This window comes from Streptomyces sp. NPDC048337, from assembly GCF_043201175.1.
In the GTDB taxonomy this organism is placed as follows: Bacteria; Actinomycetota; Actinomycetes; order Streptomycetales; family Streptomycetaceae; genus Streptomyces.
In genome coordinates this window covers 132,886-145,630 of record NZ_JBICYR010000004.1, presented here as the reverse complement: position 1 = coordinate 145,630, position 12,745 = coordinate 132,886, and the positions used below count along the sequence as shown (strand labels likewise).

The 12,745-nt window shown below is 69.8% G+C and carries 11 protein-coding genes and 1 tRNA gene; 9 read left to right on the top strand and 3 right to left on the bottom strand.

Translation table 11 applies throughout. The features are described from left to right. Nucleotides 1-156: 156 nt before the first annotated feature. Nucleotides 157-1,731 carry an alpha/beta hydrolase gene (locus ACGFYU_RS08640; RefSeq protein WP_393826537.1) on the top strand — a complete coding sequence of 525 codons (1,575 nt, stop codon included), beginning with the start codon at nt 157-159 and terminating at the stop codon, nt 1,729-1,731. 127 nt (nt 1,732-1,858) lie between these two features. After that, a tRNA-Thr gene (locus ACGFYU_RS08635) sits at nt 1,859-1,932 on the top strand. A 122-nt stretch (nt 1,933-2,054) separates the two neighbouring features. Here ACGFYU_RS08635 and ACGFYU_RS08630 read toward each other — a convergent pair. Continuing rightward, nucleotides 2,055-3,665, bottom strand: a complete 1,611-nt coding sequence (locus ACGFYU_RS08630; protein ID WP_393826536.1) for a tyrosine-type recombinase/integrase — start codon at nt 3,663-3,665, stop codon at nt 2,055-2,057. Continuing rightward, nucleotides 3,662-4,345, bottom strand: coding sequence for a helix-turn-helix domain-containing protein (locus ACGFYU_RS08625; protein WP_393826535.1), 684 nt, complete (start codon nt 4,343-4,345; stop codon nt 3,662-3,664). Before ACGFYU_RS08625 ends, ACGFYU_RS08630 begins: the two co-directional genes overlap by 4 nt. 109 nt (nt 4,346-4,454) lie before the next feature. Between ACGFYU_RS08625 and ACGFYU_RS08620 the strand changes: the two genes are divergently transcribed. From ACGFYU_RS08620 to ACGFYU_RS08595, 6 genes are all read left to right on the top strand, one after another. Further along, complete coding sequence (locus ACGFYU_RS08620; RefSeq protein WP_345614405.1) at nt 4,455-4,670, top strand: hypothetical protein; 216 nt, start codon at nt 4,455-4,457, stop codon at nt 4,668-4,670. 467 nt (nt 4,671-5,137) lie between these two features. Continuing rightward, the gene (locus ACGFYU_RS08615; RefSeq protein ID WP_393826783.1) at nt 5,138-6,229 is read left to right on the top strand and encodes a DUF3631 domain-containing protein; all 1,092 of its coding nucleotides are present in this window, start codon (nt 5,138-5,140) and stop codon (nt 6,227-6,229) included. A gap of 359 nt (nt 6,230-6,588) precedes the next feature. Further along, nucleotides 6,589-7,281, top strand: a complete 693-nt coding sequence (locus tag ACGFYU_RS08610; RefSeq protein WP_393826534.1) for a DUF2637 domain-containing protein — start codon at nt 6,589-6,591, stop codon at nt 7,279-7,281. Nucleotides 7,282-7,615: 334 nt separating this feature from the next. Then, nucleotides 7,616-8,176, top strand: a complete 561-nt coding sequence (locus ACGFYU_RS08605; RefSeq protein ID WP_393826533.1) for a MobC family plasmid mobilization relaxosome protein — start codon at nt 7,616-7,618, stop codon at nt 8,174-8,176. After that, nucleotides 8,173-9,885 (top strand): relaxase/mobilization nuclease domain-containing protein, encoded by a 1,713-nt coding sequence (locus tag ACGFYU_RS08600; RefSeq protein WP_393826532.1) that lies wholly within the window; start codon nt 8,173-8,175, stop codon nt 9,883-9,885. Before ACGFYU_RS08605 ends, ACGFYU_RS08600 begins: the two co-directional genes overlap by 4 nt. Nucleotides 9,886-9,903: 18 nt before the next feature. Continuing rightward, on the top strand, nt 9,904-10,860 hold the full coding sequence (locus ACGFYU_RS08595) for a ParB/RepB/Spo0J family partition protein (protein WP_393826531.1): 957 nt from the start codon (nt 9,904-9,906) through the stop codon (nt 10,858-10,860). Between the two features lie 360 nt (nt 10,861-11,220). Here ACGFYU_RS08595 and ACGFYU_RS08590 read toward each other — a convergent pair whose 3' ends face one another. Further along, on the bottom strand, nt 11,221-11,667 hold the full coding sequence (locus ACGFYU_RS08590; protein WP_393826530.1) for a hypothetical protein: 447 nt from the start codon (nt 11,665-11,667) through the stop codon (nt 11,221-11,223). 295 nt (nt 11,668-11,962) lie between these two features. On the opposite strand from ACGFYU_RS08590, the gene ACGFYU_RS08585 reads away from it, so the two are divergent. After that, nucleotides 11,963-12,700, top strand: coding sequence for a TnsA-like heteromeric transposase endonuclease subunit (locus ACGFYU_RS08585; protein WP_393826529.1), 738 nt, complete (start codon nt 11,963-11,965; stop codon nt 12,698-12,700). Nucleotides 12,701-12,745 lie beyond the last annotated feature (45 nt).

Here is a 12,745-nt window from a genome sequence, read left to right as displayed (position 1 = left end):
CCGCCCGGTTGACCGGCTCACCCGTACGGGCGGACCGGCCGCCCGGGTCGGCACGGGCCCGGTCCTTGCCCTGCCCGGTACGGGCCACGGAAGGCGTGCGGCCGTCCGGTGCAGGGCCGCCCGCCGGGCCGCGCCGACAGGACGTAGGCTCCGGGAATGGACACCAGGAGCGTGCTGCGTACCACCGGGACCCTGATCGCAGCCGCCGGGCTGCTGCTCTCCGGATGCACCTCGGGCGGGTCGGAGGGTCCGAAGGCCGCCGCGTCCTCGGCGACGCCGTCGGCGCAGCCGTCCCCGGACCCGGTCGCGCTGCGCCCGTACTACGAGCAGAAGCTGACCTGGCGCGACTGCGGTGTCCCGGGGTTCCAGTGCTCCACCATGAAGGCCCCGCTGGACTACGCGAACCCCGGCTCAGGCCAGGACGTGGACATCGCGGTGGCCCGGCGCCCGGCCACCGGCCCGGGCAAGCGGCTCGGCTCGCTGGTGGTGAATCCGGGCGGGCCCGGCGGTTCCGGCATCGGCTACCTCCAGGCGTACGCGGGCATCGGCTATCCCGCGCCCGTCCGCGCCCGGTACGACATGGTCTCCTTCGACCCGCGCGGGGTGGACCGCAGCAGCCCCGTCGAGTGCCTGAGCGGCCCGGCGATGGACAAGTACACGCAGGTGGACCAGACACCGGACGACGCGGCCGAGCAGGCCCTGCTGGTGACCGCGTTCAAGGAGTTCGCGGCAGGCTGCGAGGAGCGCTCGAAGCGGATGCTGCCGCACGTCTCCACCGTCGAGGCCGCCCGCGACATGGACCTGCTGCGCGCGGTGCTCGGCGACGAGAAGCTGACGTACGTCGGGGCCTCGTACGGCACCTTCCTGGGGGCGACGTACGCGGACCTCTTCCCGGGCCGGGTCGGCCGGCTGGTCCTGGACGGCGCGATGGACCCCACCCGTCCGGCGCTCGACCTGAACCGCGACCAGACGGCGGGCTTCGAGACGGCCTTCACCTCCTTCGCCAAGGACTGCGCGAAGCAGTCCGACTGCCCGCTGGGCAGGGGCACCCCGGAGGAGGTGGGAGCGCGCCTGAAGGAGTTCTTCCGCAAGGTCGACGCCCAGCCCGTGCCCACCGGCGAGTCGGCCCGCCCGCTGGGCGAGGCCCTCGCGACGACCGGGGTGATCGCCGCGCTGTACGACGAGAGCGCCTGGCCGCAGCTGCGCGAGGCGCTCACCGACGCCATGAACGGCGACGGGGCGCCCCTGCTGGCGCTCGCCGACAGCTACTACGAGCGCGAGCCGGACGGCAAGTACGCCAACCTGATGTACGCGAACGCCGCCGTGAACTGCCTGGACCAGCCCCCGGCCTTCAGCGGCCCGGACGCGGTCCGCTCCGCCCTCCCCTCCTTCGAGAAGGCTTCCCCGGTCTTCGGCGCGGGCCTGGCCTGGGCCTCGCTGAACTGCACGTACTGGCCGGTGAAGGCCACGGGCGAGGCGAAGGCACTGACCGCCAAGGGCGCCCCGCCGATCGTGGTGGTCGGCACGACGCGCGACCCCGCGACCCCGTACAAGTGGGCCCAGGCCCTGGCGGACCAGCTCGACTCGGGCACCCTGCTCACCTACGAGGGCGACGGACACACGGCCTACGGCCGGGGCAGCGACTGCATCGACACCTCGATCAACCAGTACCTCCTGGAGGGCAAGGCCCCGGATCCCGGCAAGAAGTGCCGCGGGACCTCCAAGCCCTAGGGCCCGATATGTCCCCGATCGTCCGAGTCTGAGCAAAGCGGTTCGGGGCACCCGTCTGCACCCTGTAGACTTGGCGCCGCTGCTGATGAGCACACCTCTTCGGGGGAATACTTGTCTGACCAGCGGTGCCGCCTTAGCTCAGTTGGCCAGAGCAACGCACTCGTAATGCGTAGGTCTCGGGTTCGAATCCCGAAGGCGGCTCAGAGAAACCCCAGGTCACATCACCCGTGACCTGGGGTTTTCTGTTGCTCGGGGCATGGCGAGCTACACGGTCGGAGTGCCGTGACTTTGCTTGCGTGAGCGATGCGTGAGCGGAGCGGCCGTTAGCCCTTCTTCGCGGCCTTCTTGGCCTTGGCCTTCTTCTTCCGCTTGGCCTTCGCCTTGGCGGCCTTCTTCGCTTCCTCGGCGGCCTCTCGGACCTGCGCTTCTTGCTCGGCCTTGCGCTGGAGGGGCACGAGCTTCGCGGTGGCCTCAGCGGCGCTCTTGCCGACGTGGGGGAGCACGCTTTGGTAGATGTCACGCGTGATCCGGGTGTCGCTGTGCCCGAGCGTGTCCGACACGATCTTGATATCGATATCGGCCGCCAGCATGAGCGTCGCCGCCCCGTGTCGGAGATCGTGCAGCCGGATCGGCGGCAGTCCGGAGGCCGCCACGAGCCGCTCGAAGAGGTCGGTGACCTTGCCCGGATGGAGCCAAGAACCGTCCTCCTGGGTGAAGACGAGCCCGGTGTTCACCCAGGCCGAGCCCCACTCGGCGCGGTCGGCCTCCTGCTGCTCACGGTGCCGCTTCAGGACGTGGACGGTGTCGTCGTCCAGAGCCACGACGCGGAAGCCGCTGTCTGTCTTCGGCTCGGACGCCTCGACCTCCCAGCCGTCCTGCACGAGCTGGCCGGTGACCGTGAGGGAGTGCCGGTCGAGGTTGGTCTCCGACCACGGCTGTCCGCACGCTTCGCCACGACGCAGGCCGCGGAAGGCGATCAGGTGCCACATCGCGTACAGCCGGTCCTCGGCGACGAAGTCGAGGAAGGCGCCGGTCTGTTCCGGCGTCCAGACCATCACGGGGGGCGGCTTCTCGCCGGTCTGCTCCCACTTGGCGACCCGTTCGTCCGTCCATACGAGCGCCTTCGGCTTGCGCACCGGGTCGATCTCGACGTGGGCCGCCGGGTTGAACGTGATGATCTGCTGCCCGATCGCGTCGTTGAGGGACGCGCGGAGCGTGGCCTTGATGTGCTGGCGCGTGGCAGGGCCGGTGACGCGGCGGAAGGCCGGCATCGCGTCGATCGCCGCCTTCATCGCCTTGCGGCGGGCGCGGTTCGCCACACCCTTCCACGGGACGGTCGCCAACTCCTCGACCGCCGCACGCCGCTGGGCGTTCTGCTCCAGGATCTCGGCGTTGGCGTCGGTGATCGCGGTGAACATGTCGCTCAGGTGGCTGACACGCAGCCGGTCGAGACGCCGGTGGCCGATGTGCGGCTTGAGGTGCACGCGGACATCGGTCTCGTACCGGTTGATGCCCGACTTCCGGATGCGCTTGCCGGCGAGCCACCGGTCCAGCCACTCGGCCACGGTCAGGCTGCCGATGAGATCCTGGCCAGCCCTGAGCCGGCGCCGGGTCTCCTCCACGTCCGGCAGGGGCAGCTTCTCGCCGCTGACCTCGGCCAGCATCGCGGCGACCAGTTGGATGCCCTCGGGGTCGTCGGCTTCGGCGAGTCCCAGGAGAGCTCGTACGTGGTCGAGATCGGCCTGGGCGGCCTTGAGGTTGCCGTACCCGCCACGGGCGAAGGAACGTCGGCTGCCGTCCTCGCGGGGAGGCAACTCCTGGCGTATGGAGTACGTGCAGTGATTCCTGCTGTTGCGCTTCGGGCAGGCAGAGCCGAGTTCCTTGCCGGTCTTCGGGTCACGGCAGGAGCAGCGGCGATAGGTAGAGCCCTTCAAAGGCTTTCCTCCGGGGTGGTGTTGGGATCGGTTTCGGGCGGGTCGACATCGCCCAGGGCGGGCGGAAGGTCTGGTGGGATAGCACCCTCCTCGCGGATGTCCCGGCGGAGGTGGCGAAGGTTGTACTTGGCGGAGATGGCCTGGTCGGCGTATTCGGTCCGCCTGCGTTCGGCTTCTTCCTGCTGGGCGCGGCTAGTGGCCGTCTTGGCGGCGAATCGTGCCCGTTCTTCCTCTTCGAGCGCGGCGAGCGCGGTGCGCGTGAGTCTGGCGTGAAGCTCGAAGTCGGGGACCATGCCCGCGTCGCGTTCGGGCACCTCCTGTTCGCTGGTGAAGCGCCGTAGGGCGTCCCAGGTGGGGACGAGGCTCTGGAACGGGAGTTCCTGGGTCCGGTCGACGTAACCGACCGGGAAGATCAGGCAGACCGGGTACGTCTCCAGGGCGGCGGCGAGGACGATGACGTCCACCAGAGGAAGGGTGGCCCGGCGCCCGGACTCCATGTTGGCGATCACGTTGCGCGGGATGGGGTGCCCGAGCCTCTCGCACTCGTCCGCCAGGTCCTGCGCGCTCCACCCCATCTCCTTTCTCCGTCGCCGGACCTCGCCAGCCACGTTGGCCTTGATCCGGTCGACCCACTCCGGGAAGTCGTCGTCCTCTTCATCATCGAAACCGTGTTGTGTCATGTAGACACACTAGCTCTCTCATGATGGTTCCTAGACGCCTGGAGCCGGATGTGTTGGGCATGTTCGCCGAGGGCTGTGACGAGAGGAGCGCCACGTGCGCGATGACGCGATGACCGAGCGGGCAACAGGCATGACTCGCGAGGAGCTGCTGGCTCTTCCTGTTGCCGTTGACCTGGACACAGGCAACCGTGCGCTGGGTCTCGGGCGGAGCAAGGGCTACGAGCTGGCGAAGCGGGGCGAGTACCCGTGCAAGGTCCTGCGGCTGGGCAAGGCGTACCGCGTGGTGACCGCGGATCTGCTCAGTCTGCTGGGGCTGGCCGCTTGAGGGCGAGGCAACATAGCAGGCAGTTCTGCGCTGAGCTGACACAGAAGCGCTGGACTGTGGCCAGGCGTGGACGTACGGTTCGTGGTCCCTCGCGGTGGCCTGATGCCCGCGAGAAGGGAATGGGCCCCCGGCGGTGCGACGCCGGAGGCCCGAGCAACCCCGAACGGCCCTGGAAGAACCAACCCGGCGGCAAGGGCGTGCGAGCCCGCCACCGCCAGACGAGGAGCTGCCCTGTGGAACACCCCGAACCCCATCCCTATTCCGCCCCTGACAGGCCCGAGTGGCCGCCGGTCGCCAAGCCCGGCCAGCCGGGCCGGACCATATCCGAGACCGGCCAGGCCGTCGGCGACCCGGCGCAGACCTCGCCGCCCGCCGAGCGGTGTCCCGAAAATGAACGGTCCGACCTCGACCCCAAGCGGTGTCCCGAGACGGAACAGGCAGATCCGGAGCCGACACACGGATCGGAGCTGCTCGACGAACTGCGTGCGCAGATATTGGAGTTCGTCATCCTCCCCTCCGAGCAGGCGCTCGACGCGGTCACCTTGTGGGTGGCGGCGACGCATCTGCAGCCCGCGTGGCAGCACGCCCCGCGCCTGGCGGTGGTGGGGCCGGCGAAGCGGTGTGGCAAGTCACGGCTGCTGGACGTGCTGACCGAGACGGTCCACGAGCCGATGCTCACCATCAACACCACGCCTGCGGCGGTCTTCCGCTCCATCACCGAGGAGCCGCCCACGCTCCTGGTGGACGAGGCGGACACGATCTTCGGCACGCCGAAGCAGGCGGAGAAGAACGAGGAGATGCGCGGCCTGCTGAACGCCGGCCATCAGCGCAACCGGTACGTGACCCGGGTGGTCGGCAATGACCACACGCCCCACCGATTCGCCACCTTCGCCATGGCGGCCATCGCCGGAATCGGTGACCTACCCGACACGATCATGGACCGGTCGGTGGTCATCCGCATGCGTCGGCGGGCGGAAGGCGAGACCGTCCGCCCCTTCCGGTCACGGCGGGACATCCCCGCCCTGCACGGTCTGCGCGATCGCATCGCAGCCTGGGCGAGGCCCATGCTGGATGAGGCCGCCGACCTGGAACCGGCGATGCCGGTCGAGGACCGGGCCGCCGACACCTGGGAACCCCTCGCCATCGTCGCCGACCTCGCCGCCGGCACCTGGCCACGCCGCGCCCGTACCGCGTGCGAGCAGATGGTCGCAGCCGAGGCAGCGGCTGAAGAGGACCACCCCAGCGGGGCCCGCATCCTGGCCGACATCCGGCGCGTCTTCGTCGCGCAGCGCGAGGTCGATAGCCTCTCCACGGAGGAGCTGATCCACCACCTGCGCCAGGATCCGGAGAGCCCGTGGGCCGTGTGGGGGCGCAGTGGGCTGAGCCCGCGTGACCTCGGCTCGATGCTCCGGCAGTTCGGCATCAAGCCCGGCAACGTCCGCATCGCCGACGGAACCCAGCGCAAGGGCTACATGCGCAACAAGTTCCTCGACCCCTGGCGCCGTTACTGCCCGACCATTCACCCGGTCGACGCCGCGCCCACCCTCCCGCAGGGCTGACCCCGCCCACCCCCGCTGGTTGCCGTCCTTGCCGTCCCTGCCGTGATCGCGCAGGTCAGAGGGCATACGCGCAAGACGGCAACCGGGCCCAAGACGGCAACACGATCACGACCGCCCGTGTGAAGCGCGGGACGTCGCCCGCATCCGTCTCGTGCCGTCCCATGCGTACGCGCCGTATCGCCGCAGGTCACCGGCCATGAGGCCAAGACGGAAGACAGCCCCGTACCGTCCTCGCCCCTGATCCTCAGCGGGCGGGGCCAAGACGGACACCGGCCGGACCTGCCGTACCGGCCCTGACCTGCGCTTGCAACGGCCAAGACGCCCAAGACGCATCACGCACCACCACAGGAGCCTCCCGCTTGAGCACCCCTGCCATACCCGACCACCACCACACAGCCCACCAGGCGACCGGATGGGACCGCGCCGCGATCCTCACCCTCGGCGCCGCCGCATGTGCCCTCTCGTACGACGCACTGCAGCAGATGGCCGTCGCCATCCACATCCGCGGGTTCCTCACCTACCTCTTCCCGCTCGTGATCGACGGGTTCATCGCCTACGGGGTACGAGCCCTCCTCGTTCTGCGCACCGCCCCGTTCCGAGCCCGCCTCTACGTGTGGACCCTGTTCGGAACAGCGACCACGGCGAGCATCTGGGCGAACGCCCTGCACGCCCTCCGCCTCAACCAACAGGTCACATCCGGCGGCCTGTACCTGGGCGACGCCACCGTGGGCGTCCTCTCCACCATCGCGCCGCTCGCCCTGGCAGGCGCGGTCCACCTCCACATCCTGATCACCCGTGAGACCACCACCGAGGCTCCGGAACAGCCTGCCGGGGATACGGAGGCCAAGCGGCGAGGCGGACGTCCACCGGACGCCTCGCTGGAGGACCTGGTCGAGATCGGCCGTGCTGCTGCCGCTGAGCAGGGCGAGCTGTCGCGAGCCATCGTCAAGAAGGCCGCTCGGGACCAGGGACTCGGCATGGCCGGCGAGCGACTGACCGAGGTCATGAAGATCCTCCGGGCCGAGGCGAAGGCCCCTTCCGAAACCTCCTGACCGTCCGAACCCTGAGCCCGGTTGGGGTGGTCGGAACCCTTCCGACCACCCCAACCACGGCCTTGTCCACACCCTGGGGGCCGCTCCTGTGGATACGCACACATGCCCTCCCCGTGCCCCCAGCACCCGCCTCCGTCCCACGCATCGGAGAACGCCTGTGCCCCGTGACTCCCACGACGACGCCACTGCCGGCACCGTCACGGCGTCCCTCCAGCCGAAGTCGCCTACGTTCATGAACCGTTTGCGGAGCGCGTTCGGGCGGACGGCCCCTGGCGGAGCCAGTAGTACCCCGAGTCCGACTCAAGGCCGGTCTTCGGGGATCTCCGCCCCGGGGGTGGCGGAGACGGCCCGACGCCAGGGGGCGCCGGTCCGGGAGGTCGGGGCCGAGGGCGGCCCCGACCAGGACGAACTCCACGCCGCCCAGCAGCAGATCCTCCGCCCCACACCCGCCGCCGATCCTCCGGTCGGCGAGCGAGCGGTGCAGAGCGTCCAGCCGGCGATCCGCCGTTTCACCGGCACCAAGCGGACCGTACGCGTCGGACCGCTGCGGTTCACCGGCGACGAGCACAACGCGCTCCAGGAGGCCGCCGCCGAGCACGGCTACAAGGGGGAGTCCGGCTTCGCCGCCGACATCGTCCTCACCTTCATCGCCGGCAGGTTCACCGCGAACCTGCCGCTGTCCGAGGACCGCCGCCGTACCCACATGTTCCGCGCCCAGGTGCTGCGCGAGCTCAACCGCATCGGCGTCAACGTCAACCAGATCGCCCGCGCCCTCAACAGCGACCTCACCCCACCCGACATCCGCCACCGACTCGACGAGCTCCACCGCCTGCTGGAGCTGATCGCCGAGGCCCTGCGCGAACCGACCGAATCCAGGAAGGACCAGGCCGCGTGATCGCCGCCATCAAACCGGCAGGGTCCAACACCCGTGGCCTGCTCGCCTACCTCTACGGCCCCGGCCGCCACGACGAACACACCGACCCGCACATCGTCGCCGGCTTCGCCATGCTCGGAATGCCCGACCCCGGCCGCGACCCCGACGCCACCCTCACCCAGCTCGCCCGCCACCTCGACGAGCCCGTCCATCTTCGGAACAGCGAGTTCGGCAAGAAGGTCACCGACCACGTCTGGCACTGCCCCGTCCGCACCGCCCCCGAAGACCGGCACCTCTCCGACGTCGAGTGGGCCGACATCGCCCAGCGGATCGTCGAGGCCGCCGGCATCGCACCGCCCGGCGACGACCTGGCCTGCCGGTGGATCGCCGTACGCCACGCCGACGACCACATCCACATCCTCGCCACCACCATCCGCGAGGACGGCCGCCGCCCCAGGCTCCACGACAGCGGCATCCGCGTCGGCGACGCCTGCCGCCAGATCGAGACCGACTACGGCCTGCGCCAGCTGAAGAAGGGCGACCGCACCGCCGGGCGCCGGCCCACCCAGGCCGAGATGCACAAGGCCCAGCGCCTCGGCTGGGAGCAGACCAGCCGCGACTGGCTCCAGGACCGCATCCGCGCCGCCATCCCCCACGCCCGCACCGCCGAGGAACTCCTCGCCTACCTCGAAGCCATGGGCATCGCGGTCAAACCCCGCCGCGGACCGTCCGGAGACCTCCTCGGCTACGCCGCCGGCCGCCCCGGAGACCTCAACAAGGACGGCGAACAGATCTTCCACCCCGGCGGGAAGATCGGCCCCGACCTCACCCTCCCCAAGCTCAAGGCCCGCCTCGAAACCACCGAGCCGGAGGAGCACCCCACCGCCCGCCGTGACCAGCCAGCCACCCCCTGGCACCAGGCCATCGACGCCCTCGACACCCTCCACCAGGGGATGGCTGACGACACCCACGCTCAGGCCCACATCACCGCGCTCGGCGACCTCATCGAAGCCACCGCTCAGAAAGCCCCCAACCACCTCCACGCCGAACTACGAGCAGCCTCAAGGGCATTCGCCCGCGCTCAGCGCTCCCAGATTCGCGCCGAGAACCAGGCCGCCCACACCCTGCGCCGAGCGGCCCGGGACCTCGCACACACCGCCACCGGCCCCGACGGCAGCGCCCTGGCGACCCTGCTCACCGCCCTCGTCTGGGCCACGATCGTCGCCGCCCGCTGGCACGAGGCGAAGAACCACGCCCACCAGACCGAAGCCGCCCGCCAGACCCTCCACCACCTCCAGGCCGCCGCCGACCGAGCCCTCACGCCCGTCGTCGACAGCCTCGCCACCCGCCGGCCGAACGATCAGGCCCGCCGGACTCTCGCCCACGACGTACGGGCCGCCGTCCCCGACCACGCCGACCGCATCCTCACCGACCCCGCCTGGCCGGCCCTCGCCACCGTCCTCGCCGACGCCGAAGCCGGCGGCCACAAACCCCACCAGCTCCTCAAGGAGGCCGCCGCCCGGCGTGAACTCGCCACCGCCCGCCAACCCGCCCGCGTCCTGATCACCCGCATCCAGCACACCAGCCGCAACCCCGCACCCAACCCCCGCGCCGAAGCCGCCCGCCGCCGCTCCACCATGGCGCTCCCGCCCAGCGGACCTCAGGCCCGAAACCTCCAGCCCACCACCACACCCACGACGCCCACCGATCAACGCCACCGACGCCGCTGACAGCCACAAGGAGCCCCTGTGACAGCCACCCAACAGCCACACACCACCACAGCCGACAATAAGGAGCCCGCCCTGAAGATCCACCCCGCCGCCGACATCTTCCCGATGCTCGACCAGGACGAACTGCTCGACCTCGCCGCGTCGATCAAGACTGAGGGCCAGCACGAGCCGATCGTCCTCGACCCCGATGGCGTCCTCCTCGACGGCCGAAACCGCCTCGCCGCCTGCAAGATCGCTGGCGTCGAACCCCGCTTCACCACCTACACCGGCACCGATCACATGAGGCTGATCATGTCCGGCAACCTGGTCCGTCGGCACACCAGCAAGGGCCAGCAGGCAATGATCACCGCCATGGCCTGTTCCGTTTCGGAACACTCCCTGCGAGACCAGGCCAAGCACCATGGCCTCAGCCTCACCCGCCTGTCGAACGCCGCCACCGTCCTCAAGCACGCCCCTCACCTGGCCGAACAAGTCCGCGTCGGCACACTCGGCCTCGACGCCGCCTACACCGCCGCCCGCGAGCAGAGAGACCGGACTGCCGCACTCAAGGCCCAGTACGACCGCCTTCGCGAGCACGCCCCCGACCTCGCCGCACAGGTCACCGAGGGCCTCCTCACCTTCGACGACGCCACAGCGGCACTCGACGAGCGGCTGGAAACGGAACGGCTCCGGCAGCACGTGATCGATGCCGACACCCTGCGCCTCGCGGACGGCGACACCACCCCGCCCCTCGCCCAACTCGTCGAACGCGGCGACATCACATGGGGCCAGGCACACCAGCGCGCCGAAGAGTTCCTCGCCCACCGGCAAGACGCCATCGACCGGGCCCAGCACACTCTCCAGCTGATTGCCGAGAACTGGACCACCGTCCAGGACCTCGCCGCCCGGCCCGGCACTCAGCTCACCCGCGACATCCTCGGGGGTCTTGCACCCGAAGTCCGTTTCCTGGCCCAGCGCCTGATCGCCCTGGACTGAGCCATTGCAGCTCTCGGGGCTGGAGCGCCGCCGCCAGCCCCGAGAGCGATCGCTCATCCCACCGACTTCCCCACCACCTCCGTCAGCGCAGCAACCGCTCCCTCTCCGCACACCTCTGGCGCGGGCGGCTGGCCCCGATCCCACACTCCAGGACGTGGCATGGGCGAGGCGGAGGTTCGACCTCGACGCAACCGGCGCGTATGACGACTGCGGCAACGGCATGCCTGGGAAGCATCAGGGGCTGCCGGACTGCGAGATGCTGTCCCGTCTCACCGGATTTTGTCGTTGCCTCACCGGACGTTGTCCGATTCGCCAGCGAGGGATAACGCCGGTGAGACTCCCCGACTCAGGGACGATCGCCTACTGGCCGTCCAGTGCAGCGAACGCGCCGGAGAACACCTTCGCATCGTGCTTGGTCATGGTGTACCCGCCGGTCTTCTGCCAACTGGGGTTGTCCGGGTCGTAGGTGGGCTTGATCGGGCTCGTGGAGCCCTCAGGGAGCTTGCCGTTGCGGATGCAGCGCTTCACCGCCTTGGTGATCGCTGCGGTGGGGCCGTAGAGAGCGCTGTCGCCATGCTCCTCTCGGAACTCCCCTCCGCTCACCCAGCCTTCTCCGTCGGCGGCGGCTCGGAGGAGGGTCTTCGCGCGGTGGTTCAGCTCGCGGATGAGTTCCTTCGCCAGCTCGATGGTCCAGCCGTTCTCCTCATCGGGCTTCTCAACGGCCCCGTACTCGTTGAGTAGTTGCATCAGCTTCCGGGCGAACTCATCGTCGTCCTCGGTGCACGTGATCGTGAATGTGATGGCCATGCGCGCCTATCCCTGCCCCTCAAAATAACGACGGAATGACGAATCACTTGCATGAGTAGGATGCTCTCCTGGTCTCATGCGAGTCAAGCTGATTCCTGCTTATTCCGTCGCTATTTTCCTGCGCAGGCCCTGACCTGGACGGATCCGGACAGTCGTCTCGGCTGAGGTTGTCGCTGATCATGTGATGTCTCAGGGTTCGTTCCCTCTCCCGGGCGGTTTGGGTCCGATTCACACGGTGGCGTCTTGCCGGTTGTGGCTCCCTCGAACCAGCACGGACGGGAGAGGAGGTCGACTGGTGGATGTCGGGGTGGTGGGGCCGGATGGGTTCGAGGTCGCGTACGTCGATGAGGACCTGGTACATCGTCGTGAGTCGCTGGCGGCGTGCTGGACGTTGGGCTTCGAGAAGCTGCAGCCGGTTCGGCCGGTCAAGTCCTATCCGGGGCAGGGGTCCGTGACGCGGGACTACTGGGCGGCTACGACGGGCGGTCAGGTGTCGTGCGAGTCGCAGCTGGAGCGGCACCACGCGATGCTGCTGGACTTCGATCCGCAGGTGACGGGCCTGACGTGTCAGCCCTTCCGCCTGTTCTGGCCAGGGCGACGGGGCCGGCGCGGGCATGTTCCGGACTTCTTCGCCCGCCTGGCCGGCGGCGGGGGCCTTGTGGTGGACGTCCGGCCGGACGACCGGATCGAGCCGGAGGACGCGGAGGCGTTCGCAGCGACTGCGCGGGCGTGCGAGCTGGCGGGATGGTCCTTCCGCCGGGTGGGGGCGATCGACCCGGTGCTGCTGGCGAATGTCCGCTGGCTGGCGGGCTACCGACACCCGCGCTACCACCTGGAGCCTGTCGCCACGCGGCTGCTGGCGGCCTTCGCCGAGCCGACGGCCTTGTTCGCCGGAGCTGAACGGGTCGGCGACCGCCTAGCGGTGCTGCCGGTCCTCTACCACCTGCTCTGGCGGAGGCTGCTGAACGTCAAGTTGGACCTGGGGCCGCTGGGCCCACACAGCGTGGTCCGCGCGCCGATCGGACGGAGGTGAGGCAGGTGCGGCGTCCGCTGGTGGTCAGGCCGGGAGACCGGGTGC